At 61.0% G+C, this 20,869-nt stretch carries 24 protein-coding genes; 15 read left to right on the forward strand and 9 right to left on the reverse strand.

The annotated features are described in order from the left end of the window. Positions 1-277 precede the first annotated feature (277 nt). The 8 genes from ACGHU1_RS15560 (at position 278) to ACGHU1_RS15595 (ending at position 6,498) form a co-directional block, all read left to right on the forward strand. Positions 278-499 (forward strand): hypothetical protein, encoded by a 222-nt coding sequence (locus ACGHU1_RS15560; protein WP_010240235.1) that lies wholly within the window; start codon positions 278-280, stop codon positions 497-499. 571 nt (positions 500-1,070) lie between these two features. After that, positions 1,071-1,343 (forward strand): AlpA family transcriptional regulator, encoded by a 273-nt coding sequence (locus ACGHU1_RS15565; RefSeq protein WP_010240237.1) that lies wholly within the window; start codon positions 1,071-1,073, stop codon positions 1,341-1,343. Positions 1,344-1,352: 9 nt separating this feature from the next. Then, on the forward strand, positions 1,353-2,234 hold the full coding sequence (locus ACGHU1_RS15570; RefSeq protein ID WP_088712515.1) for a replication initiator protein A: 882 nt from the start codon (positions 1,353-1,355) through the stop codon (positions 2,232-2,234). Next, the gene (locus tag ACGHU1_RS15575) at positions 2,234-2,923 is read left to right on the forward strand and encodes a DUF2840 domain-containing protein (RefSeq protein ID WP_390588408.1); all 690 of its coding nucleotides are present in this window, start codon (positions 2,234-2,236) and stop codon (positions 2,921-2,923) included. Before ACGHU1_RS15570 ends, ACGHU1_RS15575 begins: the two co-directional genes overlap by 1 nt. Then, positions 2,920-3,501 (forward strand): S26 family signal peptidase, encoded by a 582-nt coding sequence (locus ACGHU1_RS15580; RefSeq protein WP_047822804.1) that lies wholly within the window; start codon positions 2,920-2,922, stop codon positions 3,499-3,501. Before ACGHU1_RS15575 ends, ACGHU1_RS15580 begins: the two co-directional genes overlap by 4 nt. Continuing rightward, complete coding sequence (locus tag ACGHU1_RS15585; RefSeq protein WP_047822807.1) at positions 3,498-3,830, forward strand: DUF736 domain-containing protein; 333 nt, start codon at positions 3,498-3,500, stop codon at positions 3,828-3,830. The genes ACGHU1_RS15580 and ACGHU1_RS15585 overlap by 4 nt, the downstream gene beginning before the upstream one ends. A 4-nt stretch (positions 3,831-3,834) precedes the next feature. Then, positions 3,835-4,515, forward strand: a complete 681-nt coding sequence (locus ACGHU1_RS15590) for a lytic transglycosylase domain-containing protein (RefSeq protein WP_390588409.1) — start codon at positions 3,835-3,837, stop codon at positions 4,513-4,515. 234 nt (positions 4,516-4,749) lie between these two features. Next, on the forward strand, positions 4,750-6,498 hold the full coding sequence (locus ACGHU1_RS15595) for a relaxase/mobilization nuclease domain-containing protein (RefSeq protein ID WP_390588452.1): 1,749 nt from the start codon (positions 4,750-4,752) through the stop codon (positions 6,496-6,498). 100 nt (positions 6,499-6,598) lie between these two features. On the opposite strand, the gene ACGHU1_RS15600 is transcribed toward ACGHU1_RS15595, so the two are convergent. The 3 genes from ACGHU1_RS15600 to ACGHU1_RS15610 are packed head-to-tail and all read right to left on the reverse strand — an operon-like array spanning position 6,599 to position 8,516. Then, on the reverse strand, positions 6,599-7,057 hold the full coding sequence (locus ACGHU1_RS15600; RefSeq protein WP_390478044.1) for a DoxX family protein: 459 nt from the start codon (positions 7,055-7,057) through the stop codon (positions 6,599-6,601). A gap of 58 nt (positions 7,058-7,115) precedes the next feature. Continuing rightward, complete coding sequence (locus ACGHU1_RS15605) at positions 7,116-8,021, reverse strand: MBL fold metallo-hydrolase (protein WP_390588411.1); 906 nt, start codon at positions 8,019-8,021, stop codon at positions 7,116-7,118. A 42-nt stretch (positions 8,022-8,063) separates the two neighbouring features. After that, positions 8,064-8,516, reverse strand: a complete 453-nt coding sequence (locus tag ACGHU1_RS15610; protein ID WP_390478050.1) for a beta-lactamase hydrolase domain-containing protein — start codon at positions 8,514-8,516, stop codon at positions 8,064-8,066. Positions 8,517-8,596: 80 nt separating this feature from the next. On the opposite strand from ACGHU1_RS15610, the gene ACGHU1_RS15615 reads away from it, so the two are divergent. The 7 genes from ACGHU1_RS15615 to ACGHU1_RS15645 all read left to right on the forward strand — a co-directional run bounded on the left by ACGHU1_RS15615 (position 8,597) and on the right by ACGHU1_RS15645 (position 14,644). Further along, complete coding sequence (locus tag ACGHU1_RS15615; RefSeq protein ID WP_390478053.1) at positions 8,597-8,935, forward strand: ArsR/SmtB family transcription factor; 339 nt, start codon at positions 8,597-8,599, stop codon at positions 8,933-8,935. Positions 8,936-8,958: 23 nt separating this feature from the next. Beyond that, the gene (locus ACGHU1_RS15620) at positions 8,959-9,735 is read left to right on the forward strand and encodes a sulfite exporter TauE/SafE family protein (RefSeq protein WP_390588412.1); all 777 of its coding nucleotides are present in this window, start codon (positions 8,959-8,961) and stop codon (positions 9,733-9,735) included. 169 nt (positions 9,736-9,904) lie between these two features. Next, positions 9,905-10,336 (forward strand): antitoxin Xre-like helix-turn-helix domain-containing protein, encoded by a 432-nt coding sequence (locus ACGHU1_RS15625; RefSeq protein ID WP_390478169.1) that lies wholly within the window; start codon positions 9,905-9,907, stop codon positions 10,334-10,336. Beyond that, positions 10,323-11,024 carry an RES family NAD+ phosphorylase gene (locus tag ACGHU1_RS15630; protein WP_390478058.1) on the forward strand — a complete coding sequence of 234 codons (702 nt, stop codon included), beginning with the start codon at positions 10,323-10,325 and terminating at the stop codon, positions 11,022-11,024. Before ACGHU1_RS15625 ends, ACGHU1_RS15630 begins: the two co-directional genes overlap by 14 nt. Positions 11,025-11,124: 100 nt before the next feature. Next, positions 11,125-13,119: a conjugal transfer protein TraG gene (locus ACGHU1_RS15635; RefSeq protein ID WP_390588415.1), complete on the forward strand. Its 1,995-nt coding sequence runs from the start codon at positions 11,125-11,127 to the stop codon at positions 13,117-13,119. Beyond that, complete coding sequence (locus tag ACGHU1_RS15640) at positions 13,116-13,592, forward strand: CopG family transcriptional regulator (RefSeq protein WP_390588417.1); 477 nt, start codon at positions 13,116-13,118, stop codon at positions 13,590-13,592. Before ACGHU1_RS15635 ends, ACGHU1_RS15640 begins: the two co-directional genes overlap by 4 nt. Before the next feature lie 128 nt (positions 13,593-13,720). After that, the gene (locus ACGHU1_RS15645) at positions 13,721-14,644 is read left to right on the forward strand and encodes a HEPN domain-containing protein (RefSeq protein ID WP_390478065.1); all 924 of its coding nucleotides are present in this window, start codon (positions 13,721-13,723) and stop codon (positions 14,642-14,644) included. Positions 14,645-14,809: 165 nt separating this feature from the next. On the opposite strand, the gene ACGHU1_RS15650 is transcribed toward ACGHU1_RS15645, so the two are convergent. From ACGHU1_RS15650 to ACGHU1_RS15675, 6 genes are read right to left on the reverse strand one after another with little or no spacing between them, the layout of a single operon-like run. Further along, positions 14,810-15,592, reverse strand: coding sequence for a hypothetical protein (locus ACGHU1_RS15650; protein ID WP_390478067.1), 783 nt, complete (start codon positions 15,590-15,592; stop codon positions 14,810-14,812). Then, positions 15,589-16,929, reverse strand: coding sequence for an APC family permease (locus ACGHU1_RS15655; RefSeq protein ID WP_390478070.1), 1,341 nt, complete (start codon positions 16,927-16,929; stop codon positions 15,589-15,591). The genes ACGHU1_RS15650 and ACGHU1_RS15655 overlap by 4 nt, the downstream gene beginning before the upstream one ends. Further along, complete coding sequence (locus ACGHU1_RS15660) at positions 16,926-18,248, reverse strand: MFS transporter (RefSeq protein ID WP_390478073.1); 1,323 nt, start codon at positions 18,246-18,248, stop codon at positions 16,926-16,928. Before ACGHU1_RS15660 ends, ACGHU1_RS15655 begins: the two co-directional genes overlap by 4 nt. Continuing rightward, positions 18,245-19,639, reverse strand: coding sequence for a peptide MFS transporter (locus ACGHU1_RS15665; RefSeq protein WP_390478076.1), 1,395 nt, complete (start codon positions 19,637-19,639; stop codon positions 18,245-18,247). Before ACGHU1_RS15665 ends, ACGHU1_RS15660 begins: the two co-directional genes overlap by 4 nt. Beyond that, on the reverse strand, positions 19,636-20,463 hold the full coding sequence (locus ACGHU1_RS15670; RefSeq protein ID WP_390478079.1) for a GNAT family N-acetyltransferase: 828 nt from the start codon (positions 20,461-20,463) through the stop codon (positions 19,636-19,638). The genes ACGHU1_RS15665 and ACGHU1_RS15670 overlap by 4 nt, the downstream gene beginning before the upstream one ends. After that, entirely contained in the window at positions 20,460-20,864 is a 405-nt protein-coding gene (locus tag ACGHU1_RS15675; RefSeq protein ID WP_390478082.1) for a nuclear transport factor 2 family protein, read from the reverse strand. The genes ACGHU1_RS15670 and ACGHU1_RS15675 overlap by 4 nt, the downstream gene beginning before the upstream one ends. Positions 20,865-20,869 lie beyond the last annotated feature (5 nt).

Consider the following 20,869-nt stretch of genomic DNA (forward strand, 5'->3'; position numbering starts at 1 on the left):
GACCCATTATGGCAGCGATCATCTGAAACGGTCGTTCGAGGTGGACTGGATTGGCCTGGCTTACCGCATTTCCAGCATGATGGTCCCGCGCCGCCCGCATCAAGGACGGCAGGGGCCCCACCATTTTGTCCGCCGCCGGATTGCATCCGGCACCGGACAAAACCGTTTCCCCCTGCGCCGCTTCGCGGTCGCCCTGTCAGGCGATCCTGTGACCCGGTCTGCCCAGCCCCATCCGCCAACCTCCTGTCGTCTCGCGACAGATTTCAGGAGGATTATCATGACCTATTTCACGAAATGCACACTGCCTTCGCGCAATTATTTCGAGGCTCTGGAAACAGCTGAGCAACGGGCCTTGCACAGCTTCTTCGACCAGCATGTTATCGAGGATGACGAACTCGGATATCGCGCGGTCGACGAAGGCGACTACAATGCGCTGCCCCCGCATCTTGCGATCCGGGTCGTTCATACCGTCCATGGCGGAATGCTCGACGAATTCTGAGACATTCGGCAGGGCAGGGGCCAGCAGCGGTTCCTGCCCTTTTCTCGTGTTTCCGTAGCTGAGCGCTAGGGTCAAGATGTCGATCCAGAAGAAACCGGCGTTTCTCCGAATATCAGCCTGGCCCACGGGCCTTCGGGATATGTCGAGCGGGGCTGGGGACGCACTCTGTCCCGCGCATCTGGCGATGCGCTCCTGAGGGTGCGGCATTATGCGTTCCGGGGCCCCGCACGCACTTGCGAACCGGCAGCGGGTCGGGCGAGCGGGAAGCTACGGCCGCGACAGGCCCCGCTTGCCTTGCTTCCCACAGGCCCTTGGCCGCTGCCTCTATCGCAGGTGCGGCATCTTTTTCGGACCTTTCGGCATTGCAGCCGAAAGTCTGCCGAGCGGCGCAATAGCGTCGGGCCCTGCACGGATGCCGCCCTTCCTCGATGCTGCCGAGCTCATGATCGGTAGGGGCGACAAATCCGAACGCACCATCGTGTCGCTCCCCCCATCGCCAAGGCATGCGCCATCACCCTCCGCAATCAGCGGCAGTTAGCCGCAGCCACCCGAGCCTCTTGGAGCTAACCCCATGCCCGCCGTTCCCGATCCGGTCCGTCCCCGCTACCTGCGCACCCCAGATGCCGCGGTGCATCTGGGGCTTTCGCCGCGCACGCTCGAAAAGCACCGATGCTATGGAACAGGGCCGGTCTACCACAAGCTCGGCGGCCGCATCGTTTATCGGCCCGAAGATCTCGATGCCTGGGCCGAGCAGGGCTTGCGCCGTTCGACCAGCGATCCGGGCAAGGGCGTCGTTCATCCTGCCAAGCGGATCGACGGCTACACCGGTCCGGTCCGGCGCTGAGGCGATACCATGCGCTCCTTGAAGACATCGGACGGCGGGGCCGGACAGCTCGACCTGTTCGTCGGCGCGGGCAGCGACATCGCCGCGCGCGATGCGCAGGATCTGATGGCCTGGCCTTTCTTCAGCCTCGCCAAGTCGAAGCGAGTGAAGCCGATCGACTTTCGCATGGGCGAGGTCGCCATTCTGGTCGAAGCGACCGCCGAACATGGCATGGCCACCATCTGGGACGCCGATGTACTGATCTGGGTAGCGAGCCAGATCGTCGAGGCGCGCGATGCCGGCAAAGCCACCTCGCGCCTTATCGCGGCGACGCCCCATGAAATCCTTACCTTCACCCGGCGCGGAACCGGAAAGGCTGGCTACGAGCGCCTGAAGGCGGCGCTCGACCGCTTGCAGTCGACCAGCATTGCCACCTCCATCCGGCAGGCCGGGGCGCGACGCCGCCGACGATTTTCCTGGATCAACGAATGGCGCGAACGGCTCGACGACAACGGGCGCGCGCTCGGCATCGAAATGATCGTGCCGGACTGGCTCTACGAGGGCGTGCTCGATCGTGCGCTCGTCCTGACCATCGACCCGGCCTATTTCGCGCTTACCGGCGGTCTTGAGCGCTGGCTCTATCGCATCGTACGCAAGCATGGCGGGAAGCAGAAGGGCGGGTGGAGTTTCGACATTTCGCACCTGCATTTGAAGTCCGGCGCGCTCTCGCCATTGAAGCGTTTCGCTTTCGAAGTGCGGGCCATCGTTCGCCGCCAGTCGCTCCCCGGCTACAATCTCGCTCTTGAGCACCAGTTCGGCCGCGAGCGGCTCCTGTTCGTTGCAGCGCCTGTCGATCCCTTCGCGTCCGCGCGGCGCCGTATCGGGCTGCCCCCTGTGGAAAAGGGTGCGTGATGTTCGGACTATCGGGAACCATGACGTTCGGACGATCGGGAACCCTATTCCCGGACTATCGGGAACCGGGAGCCTGCGCGACTCGCCGAAAACGCGGCGCCTGCGAAGCCCTTAACAATGCTAACAAGGAATCTTTCAGATTCCTGCTAACACAGCCACGCCTGTGCAAAAGCGCAGCGCGCGCTTCGCTTCCGCCTCCGGAACCGGTCGAGGCAGGTTCCGGTGATCCGCCACTTACGCATGTCACGCTGGTGTGGCGCGGCGGCGTGCAGGAAGACTGGCTTCGGTTCGGCAAGCCCGTTGCAGAGCGCATCCTCAATCGCCGGACGCGTATCGAAAGCTATGCTCCGGGACAGGTCTTTGCCTTGGTTCGGTGGGCTTCGAACGACTACGGGACCGTTGGCTCCACACTCACGATCGCCCAAGCCGCCGGTTTCGGCGAGCCGTTCACCACTCTGCCGCAGGTCGATCCTGGCGCGCAAATCCTGCTCTCGGTGCGAAGCTGGCCAAAGGTTCGCCAGGTCTTTGCGCTGATCGATGCGATCGAGGACGTTGGCATCGATCCCTGCGATGTAGCTCCCGACCACTGGCATCATGTCCACAACAGGCTGGCAGGGGGCATGCAAGTACGTTCCTATTCCCCTGCGCGCCATCGCGACTGGCTGCGGCGGCGAAAGCTGCAATCATGAGGCGGCGCACCGCCTTTCTGGCAGGCATGGTCGCGGCAGCGACACTGGCCAGCATCGCAATCCCGCTCTCGCGACTTTTGGTCTGGAACGTGACGGCCAGCGTGCCGGTTGGACTGTACTCAATCGGCGGAAAGACCGGTCTCCAGAGGGGCGACCGCGTCGCGATCGATCCTGCTTTCAGGCTGCAGAAATACCTCGCCTCGCGCGGCTATCTTCCTGCGGGCGTTCCGCTCATCAAGGAGGTTGCGGCGCTTGGCGGGGATACGGTCTGCCGGCGCGACCTGCTCATCGAGATCAATGGGACACCTGCGGGCTCGGCGCGTCGGCGCGACAGCCTTGGACGCGAACTGCCCGTCTGGAAAGGATGCCGGACTATCGCTGCGGATGAACTGTTCGTGATGAACAGGCGCGCCCCCGGCAGCTTTGACGGGCGTTATTTCGGCCCGGTCGCACGCGCCGATGTCATCGGGCGCGCGCGGCCCGTCTGGACCAACGAAGCGGGCGACGGGGACTATGTCCTGCTCGCCTCGCCCGCCGACTTTCCCATTCCCAACGTAAATGATGGAGACGCACAATGACCTGTATCGGCACTTTTGCAGCCACACCCGACGGCTTTGAAGGGCGGCTGCAAACCCTGACCATCGACGCACCGCTGACCCTGGTGGCCGCCGACCCCGGCGACACCGAGAACGCCCCTGACTATCGCATCATGGCAGGTGAAGGCGAGGAAACCTACGAGGTGGGTGCAGGCTGGAAACATGTCGGCGACAAGGCAGGCAGTTTTGTCACGCTCGTCATCGACGATCCGGTATTGCCTCGGCCCCTGCGCGCCAATCTGTTCAGTTCTGACGACCAGAACCATGTCCTTATATGGTCGCGCGGCGCGCGCCGCCCGGCAAAGGGCTGATTCCGTGCTCCGCCTGTATCTTCTGCAGGGACTCCTGGCCACCATGTGGGCGGCGAGTCCGGCGCAGGTCTTTGCGCAATCGCCGCAACCCATCCGACTGTCGCCTCACGTCGAGATTGCAGCGCATGTCAGCGAAGCATCGCAGCAATTCGGCATTCCCGAGCACTGGATCTATGCGGTGATCCGGGTCGAAAGTGCGGGCCGGGTGCGGGCCGTTTCCAGCGCAGGCGCGATGGGTCTCATGCAGCTCATGCCCGGAACCTGGGCGCGGCAGCGCGACCGGTTCTCGCTCGGGCAAGACCCGTTCGACCCGCGCGACAATGTTCTGGCCGGTACGTCTTACTTGCGCGAAATGTACGATCGCTACGGCGCGCAAGGCTTCCTCGCTGCATACAATGCGGGCCCGGGACGCTACGAAGACTGGCTTGCCGGACGGCGTTCGCTGCCGCTCGAAACCCGCCGCTATGTCGCCCGGATTGCGCAGCTGTTGCAGTCTGAGCGCATTTTTGCAGCGGCACCTTTACAAACCCGTAATGCTCCGGCCGGCGTCTTGCCGCCTTCCGGCGCGGCGCGACAAGAGTTGAACGAGGTGGTTACAGCCGGTCCCGCGGCGAACCCCTTTGCGCGTCCGGAACAACCCGCGCACGATCTTTTCGCGCCCGTCTCGACGGCTTCCTCCCGATGAAGGCGAGCCTCGCACTTTCGCACGAGCATGCGTTCTCTGGCGAAAGCGGGCGTAGGAGCGGAGACCCAGGCATCAAAGGAAGGAAGGGATGGCGAGATAAAAGCACCGCCGTCGGTCGGGGTGCAGGTGGTTGGTTTTATTCGGCAATCTGCGCCGCCTCTGCGATGGACCAGCAGGCGCTTGGATCGAAATCTTTAGGCTTTTCAATGCTGGAAGCGCCGTCTTGCGGATCTCCTGTCTGTGGCTAACGATGAATTCGAGATCAGACCCGGTCGGTCAAGAGACAATGATGCGCGCGCCTATCGCAAGGCCGGTACGCTGGTCGGACGCGTGCTGCAGGCCTCGCGCCGGTCAGGCTTTACACCGCTCGGGCGAGGCCGGGCGGGTGGCGGAACCGGCCACCTGGGGCGCGGCAAACATGCTGCGTTCCGAGGTCGCCCCGATGCTTTCCAGCGGCGGGTCATCATCAAGGCGCGCGTCGTTCGTCACGGCGGCACCCGTTTCCGCGCGGCTTCGCTCGCCCGCCACATCGCCTATCTCGAACGCGACGGCGTCACCCGTGACGGATCGGATGCCCAGATGTTCGATGCCTTCTCGGATGAGGCCGACGGCGATGCCTTCGCCGCGCGCTGCGAAGACGACCGGCATCACTTCCGCTTCATCGTGTCGCCGGAAGACGCGAGTGAGATGGCTGACCTTCGCGCTTTCACGCGCGAACTCCTTGAAGATATGGCGAGCGACCTCGATACGAGGCTCGACTGGGTGGCGGTCGATCACTGGAATACCGACAACCCGCATGTCCATGTTCTGGTCCGCGGCGTAGCCTCGGACGGCAAAGATCTTGTGATCGATCGCTCTTATATCAGCGAAGGCATGCGTGCCCGTGCCCAGGAGCGCGTCAATATTGAACTCGGGCCGCGCAGCGAGCGCGATATTCAGCTGGCGCTTCGCCGCGAGGTCGATGCCGAGCGCTGGACCTCACTCGACCGCCGCTTGCAAGAGCAGCGCGACGATCTCGGCGTGGTCGATTTGCGCCCCGAGGTCGATGCGACACCGCGCAGCAACCGCGCATTCCTTATCGGCCGCGCACGAACGCTCGAACGCATGGGATTGGCTGAGCGGGTCGGGTCGGCGCGCTGGACCTTGGCCGCAGATTGCGAACCGACCTTGCGTGCGCTTGGCGAGCGCAGCGACATCATCAAGACCTTGCACAAGGCGATGAGTGGACGGGGCGCGCAAGGCGCCCTTGCATCCTTCGCGCTGCACGGAGAAGACGAGAACCGGCGAGTCATCGGGAGGTTGGTCGAGCGCGGGCTTCATAATGAGCTGACGGGCGAGGCCTATGCGATCGTCGAAGGAGTCGACGGTCGCGCACATTTTCTTCGCTTTCCCGATCTGGATCAGACGAGCGATGCAGCTCCGGGTGCGATCGTCGAGACAAGCGAATGGACCAACCGCCAGGGACGTCGGCGCGAAAGCCTGCTGGTGCGTTCGGACCTGCCACTTGACCGACAGATTGACGCGCGCGGGGCGACCTGGCTCGATCGGCAGCTGCTGTCGCCTCGAGCCGAACCGCTGGGAGGCGGCTTCGGCAATGAAGTCCGGCAGGCTCTTAACGAGCGCCGTGAATGGCTCGTTGATGAAGGTCTGGCGAAGCGACATGGCAAGAGCGTGACGCTGGTGCGCAATTTGCTGGGTACACTCCGCAAGCAGGAACTGGACGCGGCGGGTGAAGCGCTGGCCGCGCGTCATGTTCATCTGGCCAATCCAGTGACGGAAGGCGATCATATTTCCGGCATTTACCGCGAGCGCATTTCGCTGGCCTCAGGCCGCTTCGCCATGATCGATGACGGGCTATGCTTTCAGCTTGTGCCTTGGCGGCGCGACCTAGAGCGGCATCTGGGAGAAGAGATCACAGGCAAGGCCAATGCGCGCGGCGGTATCGATTGGAGCTTTGCGCGCTCTCCGCAAAAGGGGATCTAATGGAGGCACAATTCGCAATGTCATCACGAAGGAACACGATAGTTGTGCAAATTGGCAAGGAGCCGGCGAAGCTGGATCACCATCACCGGGGCGGTCGGACTTACCTATCGCGGTGTGTTATGAATGGCTGAAGCTGATGGTCCAGCGCCCAGCGACCGGGCCCGCGAACAAATAGATAGAAAAGTGATCCCAGGATCGCGACGTTCTTGAGCAATGGCCCGGTGTGCCCGGGGGCGACATGGACGGCGACCGTAATCGGCACGAGTGTCAGAAAAAGGGCTGCTGCCGAAATCCGCGTCATCCAACCCAAGGCCAGTGTGATCCCCGCTGCTATGAAAATCGCACCGGAAAGCCACAATAGGACCGAGGGGTTGCCAATCAATTCGACGTGGGACCTCCACGGCGAGAGATGCATTCTGCCGAGCATGTGCTGGTGAGCGAAGAAATGCCCAAGGCCACCGATAATGAAGATCAGGCTGATCGATAGACGGAAAACCGGATCGACTATTGTGACCTTCTCAGCCATTCGGGCAAGCGTGTTGTCCAGCTTCCTGAGCATGCGTATTCTCTCATCCTGCTATTGGCATCCGATTTGAGGCAAATCCGGACGACCGGGACTACTGCGTCCGGGGGCCGGCTTCTTCAGGCGAATGGGGAGTGCCCAGGACATTGACGGGCAACTTGAGGTATACGGTGCCATTGTCTTCGGCTGGCGGCATCCTGCCGGCTCTTATATTCACCTGGATGGAGGGCAGGATCAGCTTGGGCATTCCAAGCTGGATATCCCTCGCTTCGCGCATCGCGACGAACTCGTCCTCGGTGACATCATCGCGCATGTGGACGTTGCTGCGTCGTTGCTCTCCGACAGTCGTTTCCCAGCGATGTTCGGTCCGACCTTCGGGCAAATAGTCGTGACACATGAACAGGCGGGTCTCGGGGTCCAGCGCATAGATCTTGCGGATCGAGCGATAGAGCGTGCGCGCGTCTCCGCCAGGAAAATCGGCCCGCGCAGTGCCGAAGTCGGGCATGAAGAGGGTGTCTCCTACGAATGCCGCGTCTCCGATCAGATATGTCATGCAGGCGGGTGTGTGGCCGGGCGTGTGGATCGCGCGGGCCGATAGGCGGCCGACAAAGAATTGGTCGCCATCTTCGAAAAGATGGTCGAACTGGCTGCCATCGCTGGCAAGGTCCTGCCGGGCATTGAAGATCGGACCGAACGTTTCCTGTGTCACGGTAATACGGCCGCCTATTGCGAGTTTCCCGCCAAGGCGTTCGCGAATGTAAGGGGCCGCCGAAAGGTGATCCGCGTGTACATGCGTTTCAAGTATCCATCGGCAGTCTAGTCCGTGGGACTCCACGTAGTCGATCATCGCATCAGCGGATTTCGTATCTGTACGAGCAGAGGCCGGATCAAAATCCAGCACGGGATCGACAATCGCGCAGGCCATCGATCCCGGGTCGCGCACGACATAGCTTATCGTGTTCGTAAACTCGTCGAAGAATGGCTGGATCTGGGGGTGCATGTCGATAATCTTTCTGTGCAGGAGAAGATACTTGTCGCTCGTTTAGCCACGCTGCGCGTCGATATAATCGCGTACGAATTCTGCGAGCGCCGGTTGATCGCAGGCAAAGCCCATTTCTTCTGCTTGCGCGAGCGCGGCCTCGCCGCTGAGGTTATTTTCAGCCGCGACATGCATCATCGTGAACGCGCCCGCTCGTTTTCCGGACGCGCAATGTACAAAGAGCGGGCCTGGTAGCGATTTGACGCAATCGCGGAAGCGGTCGACCAGGTCACCGGTCAGCGCATCGCCCGCGACCGGAATGTTGCGGTATTCCAAGCCAAGCGCAGCGGCTTTCTCACCCTCGAGCTGGGGATTCATGGGCGTGTCGGGCTCGTTTTCGCAGCGCAGGTTTATCACCGACTTGTAGCCGGCCTGCGCTAGCTGCGACAGGTCTTGGCTCGAGGGAGGGGCCATGCCGACTGCATAGCGGTTACCGATCTGTTTCACGTCGTTCATATTCTCGCCTTCGTTTGCAATGACGCAACTTAGCGCCGTCAGACTTGACTATATATGCACATCTGCGCATATATGCAACTATGAGACCTGAAGACATGTATGAGCAGGCTGGCAAAGCACTCGCCCTTCTCAAGGCGCTGGGCAGTCACAACCGGCTGATGATTGCCTGCCAGCTAGTCGAAGGCGAGCGCAGCGTAGGTGATCTCGCCGATCTGCTGGGCATCCGCGAGGCCGCTGCCTCGCAGCAGCTTGCGCTGCTGCGCAAGGATGGTCTTGTCACCCCGCGACGCGAAGGGCGAACCATTTACTACTCGCTTGCCGGACATGCCCCGCGCCGAGTGCTCGAAACGCTCTATGACCTCTACTGCAAGGAGCCCGGAGAGGCCTTGCCGCCTGCCTCTGAATTGCCGCCTGACTGATGGAAGCATCGTTTCTACAATATATGCTGTCGATAGGTTCGGGCGGACTGGTCGGCTTCGCGCTCGGCCTGATTGGCGGCGGCGGTTCGATCCTTGCCGTTCCTTTGCTGCTGTATGTTGTGGGAGTGCGGAATATGCACGTCGCTATTGCGACCTCCGCTGCGGCAGTGACGGCAAGCGCCCTATTCAACTTGGCGTTTCATGCCAGAAACGGGACGGTGAAATGGCGCTGCGCCGGAACTTTCGCCACCTTCGGCGTCATCGGTGCGGCGATTGGATCCACGCTGGGTAAAATGACCTCGGGAGATCTCCTGCTTGGACTGTTCGGCTTGGTAATGGTCGTCGTTGGACTTGCAATGTTGCGCGATCACAAGGGTGGCAGCGATCCCGACGTGAAGCTAACGTCGCAAACAGCGCTTCGGCTTACTCCGCGCCTTGCGCTGGGCGGCGTGTTGGTCGGCGCTCTCGCTGGTTTTTTCGGCATCGGTGGCGGGTTTCTGGTGGTCCCCGGCCTTGTCGCTGCAACGGCGATGCCGATCTTGAACGCGATCGGGTCCTCTCTTGTCTCGGTCTCGGCGCTGGGCGCGACAACCGCCGCCAATTATGCGCTCGACGGTCTGGTCGACTGGCACATCGCCGCGAGCTTTATCTTTGGAGGAGCAATCGGCGGTTTCATGGGCTCGCTGGCGTCTCGTCGCCTGGGTGACCACAAGCGGACACTTACCCGCCTGTTTTCCTATACGATCATCGCGGTTGGAATATTTATTGTCGGCCAATGGCTGTTCTTCACCGCAACGTAGGCTGACAGGCTGCGCGACATATGGCTGCCAGTCTGCATTCGCTGGTCGGATATAGTGAATACTGTGGTTCTGCGTTGTCTGTTATCTTCAAGGATCAGGCCCATCGCAGTCACAAGCAGACTTGACAAAAGCATCACATGATGCTTATATCAGCGTCAGGAGATGCGATATGGCTAGCTCGGTAGTTCAGCATGCCAAAGCTCCCACGGGGCTCCAGACCTTTGCAGGTGACGGTGATCGCAGCCGCCTTACTGGCGCTGCGGTCAAAGCCGTGTTGCGCCTTGCCGAGGCCTGGGGTGCGAGCAACGCCGAAGGCGCCGCGCTGCTCGGCGTGTCCGAAAGCACCTGGGACCGGATGAAAGCCGGGACCTGGGAGGGTTCGCTCGGTCAGGACCAATTGACCCGCGCGTCGGCGCTGATCGGCCTGTTCAAGGGACTGCACCTGCTGTTTGCCAACGACATGGCCGATCGCTGGCCGAAGCTCGAAAACAGGGCGCCGGTGTTCGATCGCCGCTCGCCGATCCGGGCAATGATCGAAGGCGGCATTCCGCGCATGCTAGAGGCCCGACAATACATCGACGCGCTTCGTGGCGGGCTCTGAGGAGGCAGGCGAGCCGCCGCAGATCCGCGAAGCGTTCGAGCGGACTGTCCGGCTCGTTTCCAGCGCGCGTTTACGCGAAGCGGTCATGGCTCCGCTGGCCGACAATGATGACGAGCTTGCGCTGCTCGCTGAGATCGAGGGGGCGACGAGTTCGCGCCTGATCGCCGAAGAGCGCGGGTTTCGAGGATTGACAGCTGACGAGTTGGTTCACGGCGTGCCGCATGCCAGGTTCATCAATGCGAGCTTTGCTTACGCCAAACCGCGCGAGCCCAATCGCTTCAATCCCGCGAATCGCGGCGCATGGTATGCCGCACTCGATGTCGAGACCTGCATCGCCGAGGTTGGCCATCACCTGACCCAGGCGCTCGCCGATGCCGGCGATTTCGATGCCGTTGTCGAATATGGCGAGATGATCGCCAGCATGGCAGGCGTCTTTATCGATCTGCGCGACCAGACCGGTCACCCGGCCCTCGATCCGGACAAGACGAAGGGCTATCCTGTCGGCAATGCTCTAGCGGCGCAGGCCCGCGCCGTCGGCCATAACGGTATCATCTATCCCTCTGTGCGCCATGCGGGTGGAACTTGCATAACGGCCTTGTGGCCCAATGTCGTGCAATCGGTCGCGCAAGGAGCGATGTACCGCCTGACCTGGTCGGGCAATCCGGACTATAGTTGGGAAGCAATCTAGCAGCTTCCCGCTTTTGCTACGCCAGCCTGCGCTTACACAGCTTCTGACTTGAATATGCGATGCAAAGCCGCCGTGCTGCCCTCCACGAAAGGAGGCTGCCTTGTCGGCAACCCGGATATTGTGGGGTCAGATAATCGTCGTCTTTGCCCTCACGCTCGCAGGCATCTGGGCGGGCACGCAGTGGACGGCGCACGCGCTTGGCTATCAGGCGCAACTGGGTGCGCCGTGGTTCAATCTTTCCGGGTCGCCCGTCTATCCGCCTTACGCCATCTTCTGGTGGTGGTTCAGCTACGAAGCTTATGCACCGCGCATCTTCGAGACCGGCGGAATAATCGCCGCATCGGGCGGTCTCGTGTCGGTGGCGGTCGCGATCGGCATGTCGGTCTGGCGCGCCCGAGAGATCAGGAACAGCGCAACCTATGGCTCGGCGCGCTGGGCGACCCGTTCAGAAATAGCAAGTGCTGGCCTTCTGGCAGGCAAGGGCGCCATCATCGGCCAGCACGACAATCTCTATCTACGCCACAACGGACCCGAACATGTGCTCTGTTTCGCGCCGACGCGCAGCGGCAAAGGCGTCGGACTTGTCGTGCCGACGCTGCTGACCTGGCCGCATTCGGCGATTGTCCACGATATCAAGGGTGAGAACTGGGAGCTGACTGCTGGATTCCGGTCCAGCTTTAGCCGCACGCTACTGTTCGATCCGACCAATGAGGCGTCGGCGGCCTATAACCCGCTGATGGAGGTGCGGCGCGGCATCAACGAGGTTCGCGACGTGCAGAACATCGCCGATGTCCTGGTCGACCCTGAAGGCTCGCTTGAACGGCGCAATCACTGGGAAAAGACCAGCCATGCGCTTCTCGTCGGAGCCATTCTGCATGTGCTCTATGCAGAGCCTGACAAGACGCTCGCCGGAGTGGCGAATTTTCTCTCCGATCCGCGCCGATCCATCGAGGCAACACTGACCGCAATGATGCACACGCCGCATCTGGGGGAAGACGGCGTCCATCCGGTTGTCGCGAGCGCGGCGAGAGAATTGCTCAACAAGTCGGAGAACGAACGCTCGGGCGTGCTCTCGACCGCCATGTCGTTCCTTGGGCTGTACCGCGATCCGGTCATCGCCAGCGTCACGCGGCATTGCGAATGGCGCATCGCGGACCTCGTGGCACAGGGCCGGCCGGTCACGCTCTATCTCGTCGTCCCGCCGTCAGACATCAGCCGCACCAAGCCGCTCATCCGGCTCATCCTCAACCAGCTCGGAAGACGCCTGACCGAGGACCTGCAGGAAGGTGCCGATCGCGAGCGGCTTCTCCTCATGCTCGACGAATTCCCCGCTTTGGGTAGGCTCGACTTCTTCGAAAGCGCGCTCGCCTTCATGGCGGGCTACGGCATCAAGGCGTTTCTGATCGCCCAGTCATTGAATCAGATCGAGAAAGCCTACGGGCAGAACAATGCCATTCTCGATAATTGCCATGTGCGAGTGTGCTTCGCGACCAATGACGAGCGAACCGCCAAGCGCGTTTCGGAATCCCTCGGAACCGCGACCGAAACCCGGGCGATGCGCAATTATGCCGGACACCGCCTCTCCCCGTGGCTTGGTCACCTGATGGTCTCGCGCTCGGAGACGGCGCGCGCTCTTCTGACTCAAGGCGAAATCATGCAGCTTCCCGATACCGACGAAATCGTGATGCTCGCAGGCGTGCATCCGATCCGCGCCAGGAAAGCGCGCTACTACCGCGATCCCCGGCTCAGCAAACGGGTGGAGCGTCCACCAGTGATTGAAAAGTCGGAACTCGGGCCGGACGAGGGCGAATGGCACGATAGACATGTGAGCCCGCCTTCGCAATTGGAGAAATCCGTAGCCGGGTCTGAAGAGTACGAGGTCGATAATGGCCAGTCCGATGGCGGGATCCGCCAATCGCCTGAATTGCCGGAATACGAGGATGTGGCGCCGCCACCAGTCGAAATCCCCAACGAATTTGAGTTTGGCGACCGCACGGACGACGAGCAGGCAAACCGCAATCGCAGAATGGCCGAGCGGATGCAGGCCAATGCGCGGCGCGCTGCACTCGATCCTGGCGACGGGATCGAGCTATGAGCAAGGGCAACCGCATCAAGCACACGTTTCGCTTGCCGCCAGCCCTTTCAAGGCAGCTTGCAGACTATGCGGGCCGCAAGCGCGTCTCGCAGGCTTCGGTAGTGGAAGCTGCCATTGCCTCTTTCCTCTCACCCGACGGATCGGAGCGCATGGAGGCGGCCTTTAGCCGACGACTTGATCGCATAAGCCGACAGATCGGCAAGCTCGACTATCATATCGAGGTCGGGAACGAGGCTTTCGCGCTCTATCTCAGGCGATGGCTGGCGGTGACCCCGGCTATGCCGGCGGAAGCCAATGCCGCCGCGCGTGCCGATGCAGAAAAGCGGTTCGACTTCTTTGTCGAAGCGCTCGCGCGTCGCATGGAGACAGGCAGGCATCTCGCTGACGATCTCATTCGCGCGGCTCCGGAACCGGGGCTGGATGAGATTGAGAAAGAAGACGGAAACAGTCCGGAGTCTCCGGCGCAGCCCTGACAGAGGTCTTCGATAGTCCGGCGGGGAAACCCACCGAACAGAGGAGAGGCACACTTTCTTGGATGTGCCGGCGCACCGGCAGGAATGCGAGGGTGCAACCATTCCAAGTGCTTGCTAAAGGTCCAGTAATGCGCACCGAACTCGATCACCTGCCTCCGCAAAAGCAACGCGAACTTGAGCGCGTGGTGCAGCTGATCTTCGAAGAATTCGACGATGCCTTTGCCCTGGCGAAGCACGAGTGGAAGAAGGCCGGTCGCATTCTCAAGGTCGTACTTTACGGCAGCTATGCGCGCGGCACCTGGGTCGATGAACCGCATACCGCCAAGGGCTACCAGTCGGACTACGATCTGCTCATCATCGTCAACGACAAGCGGCTGGTCGATAGGGTGAAATACTGGTCGAAACTCGATGACCGATTGATGCGCGAATACGGCGTCACCAAGGCGCTGAAGACGCCGGTCAACTTCATCGTTCACACCCTGCAGGAGGTGAACGACGGTCTCGCGCACGGACGCTATTTCTTCATGGATGTCGCGAAAGACGGGATCGCGCTTTACCAATCCGATGACACCGAGCTCCACACGCCGAAGCCCAAGACTGCCGGTGAAGCGCTGACAATGGCGCAGGAGTATTTTGACGAGTGGTTTCCAGGTGGTGCTGGCCGATTGGACACGGCCCGATACACAGCTAGCCAGGGCCGCCTAAAAGAAGCAGCTTTCGATACTCACCAGGCAGCCGAATTCCTCTATCACTGCGTACTTCTGGTCTGCACCTTCTACACACCGCATGTACACAATCTCGGTTTCCTCCGAACACAGGCCGAGCGGATCGACCCTCGCCTGACCTATGTCTGGCCGCGCGACACCAAGCGTGATCGTGCGCGGTTCGAGAAGCTCAAGGAAGCTTACGTAAAGGCGCGCTACTCAAAGCATTACCGCATCACCAAGGAGGAGCTTGAATGGCTTGGCGAACAAGTGGAAGAACTCGGCTGCGTAGTACACGAGATATGTTCGGAGCGCCTCGAAAAGCTCAGGAGTGAAACAGGCGCTTGATCGACTCTCGCCTATTGGGTCTGAGCGTATATTACTAGATGACTGCTATGCGCCCCAATTGAAGACGTCGCGCTTCGGGAAGTTGGGCCATAAGAGCGGACATTGTCTGTAACATGTTTGACTGATCGCAACTGTCGATGCCGTTCGGTTTGTCGGTCCGCGGCTTCACTCCCCGCGATGCGATCTATAGTCACCGATCCGGCTTCGAACATTCCTGATGCGCCCAAGGTTGATGATGCGCAGATTGAGCCAAAGACGCTGGGTCTCGCGCAGTTCTTCGGCGGCTTCGACAAAGTCCGGGTTGGCAACCATTGCATCGAAGTCATATTCGCCAATTCGCGAGAGGCCAAACCCCATCGCCGCTCCCCCGCCATCCTCTTCCCTGCCGTCGGCGCGATAGATATTCTCGGCGTCGGTGGTAAAATCATAGGAATATCGGGCGGTGAAAGCGGGAACATATTGATTTGAAATGTCCCGGATTTCTCCCGCCGTCCGGATAGCAAGCTCGGTCTCCTGCTCATAGTCGAGCAAGGCTTGCAAGAGTTGCGGATCCTCGATCAGACCAAGCCGACCGCTCGAAACGGTCTCGCGCAGCGTCGTCGACCCCATATAGCTGGCTCGCATGTAACCGCGCCGCAGTCCGGATTCGAACAGGTCTCGGTCTTCTTCCGCCAGCTTTTCTCGCTCCAGTGCTTCGAGAATACCCGTCAGTGCTGCAATGTTCTCATGGTGAAATTCGATACTGGTGAGAGTGCGCTGTTCTATCAGAGCAAATTCGGCATCGAGGGCATTGACCAGTATCTCGGCGCTTTCCTTCTCGCGCATCCGGTCATTCCAATTGCCAAGCTGGATACCGAGAAAGACACCCGATGCGACAATGGCGAACTCAATGATGACTACGGTCCAGTTCTGCATACGCAGATGCTCGGAGATTCGGCGCAGGATCATGCCTTTGTAGCCTGTCGCCTCTGGCGGCCAAGATGGATACCGACAGGGACGCAGATTGCGATCAGGCCCGCAGTCCACAGACCAGCTTCGGGATCGGCGATGATGACACCAAAAAACAGTGCAGTAGTGATGAGCAGGATCAGCGCGGGCAATACGGGATGGCCTATCGCGCGGAACGGTCGCGGCAGGTCTGGCCGTTTAGCGCGAAGGGTGAAATAGGACGCGTTATAAAGCACCCCAGCGAGAATACCGGTCGCGACCTGAATCTTGAACACGAAGACATAGGCGCCGGTCAGGATCATCGGGATGGCGATGGCCGAGCTGATAAGCAGGGCTACCCAAGGCGTGCCGCCGCGATTGACCTTTGCCACGCCCTTCACGAACAAGCCATCGCGCGCCAGTCCGAACAGAATACGCGGATTGGTCATGATGATGGCGTTCAGCGTGAACAGCGCCATGACAGCGGCCGCTATGCCCGTAACGGTTCGTCCAACCGGGCCGAGCAGCGCCTCGATCACCAGCGCCACCGGCAACTCCGACGTACGCAATGACTCCATGTTGAGAACGGTGAATACGCACAGATTGATACCGAGATAGACCACCAAAATGATCACCGCCGAACGGAAAAAGGCGCGCGGAATGTTGCGCGCGGGATCCTTGTCCTCTTCGGCGAAGAATGCCGGACCCTGCCAGCCGTCATAAGCTCCCAGCACGATCTGGAAGCCCGTGATTAGGGCGATCCAGCCAATGGCCGCGTCGGGAGCCGTGAGCGCAGGCGTGGCTTCGGATGCTACCTGCGGCGCCGCCGGACCGACAACCACTGCCGCGATAACGACACAGGCGAGCAGAGAAAGCTTGATGACCATGCCGAGGATATTCGAGACCCGTCCTTCTTCGACGCCCGGCAGGTTGAGCAAGGTCACGGCCAGCAGGGCGGTCAGGGCGAAGGCGATCTTGTTGGCGGCGACGAACGGTATCGCGGTGCCGAGAAAATCTGCAAAGGCAAGCGCTAGCGCAGCCGTTCCCGCGGCATAGCCCACCCAGATCGCCCAACCGGCGAGCAGCCCCATACCATCGCCATAAGCCTCGCGCACAGGCACGTAGAAACCGCCTGCTTTTGGCAATGCGGTCGTCAGTTCGGACGCGACATTGACCGACAGGAATACGTAGACGCCGCCCAGCGCCCATAGCGTCATGGCGATCCAGAATACCGGCACCTCGTTGGCGACCACTCCGGGCGTGCGCAGAATGCCAGCGCCAATGACCGCTCCCGCCATAATCGCTATGGCGAAGGGTAGGCCGAGGCGTTTCTGGAGCTTGTTTGCTGGATCGCTCATGCCGCGTCTACTCGCGCACTGATTCGACTGGAAGCAAACAGGCAAAGCGCGATCGTGACGACCGTCAGCGCCGCTGCGATAAAGTAGGCGGCGGCATATCCGTACGTTTCGACGACCTGGCCCGATATGCCCGCCATCATGGAACGCGAGAGATTGGGAATCGCCATGATCAGCGCGAATTGGCTCGCGGCGACGGCCGGATTGCTCAGCATCATGCCCCATGCGATGAGAAGGATCGTCAGCAGAGTCGCGGCTATGGTCTGCGAGACGAGGATCGACGAAAACAACCAGCTTCCATCCCAGCTCGAATACGTGATGCCTCCAGTCAGAGCGAGCAATACCAGGATTACAGCGACCAATGTCACCATTCGGGAAAGCCCGATCCATTTTACAAGGAGGCCGGTCATCGCAATGCCGAACAGCCCGGCAACGAGGTTCGCTGTGCCGGCGAAGCTGCTGTAACTCTCGCTTTTCCAGCCCAGTTCCTGGACGCTCAGGACCGGGCTGACGCTATCGAGAATAACCCAGTTCGCACAGAACAGAGCATAGCCCGTCAGGTAGGCGACTATTCGCCAATCGGCGAGCGACACAAACACACCCTTGATAATTGGCCACCAGGCGTCCTGCTGGAGCGCCTCGCATTCGGTAGACGGCCTGCCGCTGGTCCACGGCATTAACCGTTCGCCCGGCCGTTCGCGAAACACACTGACGATCACCGAGGGCACGGCCACCAAGGCTGCGAAAAATAGCGCGGTCGTCGCCGTGCCGCCTGCCACCAGCATTTGTCCGCCGATAAAGCTGGTTGCTGCGATTCCCACGATTTGCGATCCGAACATGCATCCATTGATTGCGCCGCGTTCCTCGATAGGTACGAGGTCGATGGTCATGCCGTCGACCGCAACGTCGTTAAAGATCGCGCACATGTTGAGCGCGAAACAGAAGCTGGCGAGTAATGCGATCTGGCTGGCGTCCGGCGCGGCCGCAGCCAGCGCAAGAAGGACCGTGACCAGGCAGCCTTGCGCAATCAGGATCCATGCGCGCCGCCGTCCCATCGGGCGATAGGCGAAACGGTCCATCAGAAGTCCGGCGAACAGTTTGAGCGACCACGGCAGGACCGCAAAGCCCACAAATCCGCCGATCTCGACCGCACTAGCTCCCGCCGCCGCGAACCAAGCAGGCAAAACTATAAGCGACAGGCCCAAAGGCACCCCTTGCATGAAGTAAAGGATCATGACCGCCGCAAAACGCAGTGGCTTGTTCTCGACCAGCGAGGGCCAAGCGCGTTGTAGAGTCGTGTCGGCAAGTGTGGCATCGCTCATGCGGGCTGCTCCATGGGCGATAGCGTGGGAATCGGTTGCGCGTTGGCGTCGAGCGCGCGGATTAGACGGCTTCGGATCACCAGCAGAACAAGTCCGGCGACCGACGGGATGACGGCCATGGCAAGGAAAAAGCGCTCGGGCGGCATCGTTTCATATTGTCCGGAAAGCACGCCTGCGAACGTGCTGCTGGCAAAAGCGACCAGATAGGCAACACCCATCATCATCGCCCTCACCTGCGGCGGTGAGCGGCGGGACACGAGCGCGAGGATCACCGGCCATGCGCACATGAACCCCGCACCTGTTAGCATGAACGTGATGAGCGGAAAGATGATGTTGGTGCGCCCGTCACCGGCGGAGAGTGCGCCGAATGCAAACACCAGCATGCACTGGCCAAGCAGAAGGAAGCCGATGGCGATTTTCGTAAGGTCGCCCGGTTCCCTGCCGCGCCTTGCCAGTTCGCGCCAGAGCACGATCAGGCTGATCGGCGCGGCGATGCTCATCAGCGCGTCGAGCGAAACAAACCACGCCATCGGGACTGCGCCCAGCGGTGTCGTCAGGTCGACATGCGCCTCGGTCCAGATGAATCCGGCGTTGAAGGCCAGCGCCCAGCCGGTGAAACCGAATGCTGCGATAGCAAGGATCAGGACGATAAAAACCAGCGTCAGCCTGTCCTCGCGCCGCAACGGTTCACGCGGGGCGGTTGCCTTCCTGGGCGCAGGAGGCGCGGGCAGATATCTGCGCCCGGCGAGGTATACTCCAAGCGCGACCAGCATCATCAATCCGGCGAGGCCGAAACCGAAGTGCCAGCCAAATATCTGCGCGACCACACCGCACACCAGCGAGCCGAGCAATGCTCCAATATTGATGCCGGTCGAGAAGATCAGATAACCGCGCGATCGCCTGCTTTCCTCCCCCGGAGGATAGAGCTGTCCAACCTGCGAGGCGATATTTCCCTTGAGTGCGCCAGAACCGACAATCAGCAGCAGCAGGGCAATCAGAAAACTCTGATCGAACGTCATCAGGAAATGCCCGGCAGTCATCAGCAGGACGCCCGCCACCACCATCCGCGTCGTGCCGAAAAACCGATCCGCCAGCCAGCCGCCGATAATGGGTGTCAAAAAGACGAGACCGCCATAGAACCCGAAAATCTGGCTGCCCAGCTGTTGCGCGGTCAGCGGCCCAAACATGCTTTCGAGCGTCCTGCGCAGGCCGTCCATCCCTGCGACATTCTCGATACTGCCGGGCAGCATCAGTTCCTGCACCATGTAAAGGAGCAGCAGCGAGATCATCCCGTAATATGAGAACCGCTCCCACATCTCGGTAAAGGCGAGATAGGCGAGCCCGCGCGGATGGCCGAGGAAGGTGCGAACTGTGGCAGGTTCGGTGGTCATCCATCCACCCGCGTATCACCGGGCCACGTATGGAGGCGCATCAGTGCCGTATCGGCAAAGCCCATGTTGCGGTATAGGGGGCGACCCATTTCGGTAGCATGGAGCCAGATTGGCAGGGGACGTCCTGCGGCCTCCTGAGCGGCAACGATGGCGCGGCGCATGGCGGCTTCGCCCAAACCCCGGCCATAGCGATCCGGCAGGGTGGCGACCCAACCGACATAGATCTGCGCCTCCTGCACATAGGCGAGTGCGGCGGTCACCGGCGTATCGCCCTCATAACCGACAATGGCGAAATGCTGACCCGACCATTGGTGGAGATTTTCGGTCATCGCGAACGCCGCAGGGTCCATGTCGTAAGCCGCCGCGTTGACGAGCCCGATGTCGACCGAGCCTTGCACTTCATGGATTTTCCGCCAGTCGATATCCGGTTCGGACCGACGCGACGGCAGGATTTCGCTAGCCGCCATGCCCCACATATCGAGCGCCGGTGCAAAGCCATGCCGTTCGAACAAGTCGGGACCATCCGCTGGATACCACGCCGGCACGCTGGCGAGCATGGTTGGATAGGGGCAGGATGCCATGATCTTTCCAGCAACCGCCAGTGCCGCCCGGAACACAGCGGGTTCGCTGACCGGCTCCGCGACCAGCAGCATGTTGAGAAAGGCGTTGTCGACATTGGCAATGAAGGACCTAACCGGACCTTCAATTTGGATTTCATGGTTTGGGTACTGGCCGACGAGATAGGTCCAGCCGTCAATCATGCTGACAACGCTGCCGTGTGCATCGAGGCGCGGGCCCGAGGCGTCCCCTGTAACGCTGCTCATCGAACCTCACCCAATACGCGGGCCATGGCGAGCGTATCGAGATGTTGCTGAAAGCTAACAATCTGACCGTTTCTGACCTTGAACCAGTGGACGATCTGCGGATTTACCCGCTCGCCCGTCGCTTTGGAAATTGCCGAATAGCGGCCCTGCATCGCAACGGTCTCGCCTTCGCATACGAAGGTGCCCACCTCGACCGCGAAGTCATCGAACAGGTCCGCTGTTCGTCCAAACACCCCGTTGAATACCGCCTCGGCACCCACATAGGGGTTGCGGTCGGCGAAGATGTAATTCTCCGCCTCGCGCCACTCCATATCGGGCGCCATGACCGCAGCTGCGGCGTCCATATCGCCAGCGGCAAAGGCCGCGTAGAGCGCTTGTACTGTTTCCAGATTGGTTCGCATTGGCT

Source organism: Erythrobacter sp. MTPC3 (genome assembly GCF_042854385.1).
In the GTDB taxonomy this organism is placed as follows: Bacteria; Pseudomonadota; Alphaproteobacteria; order Sphingomonadales; family Sphingomonadaceae; genus Erythrobacter.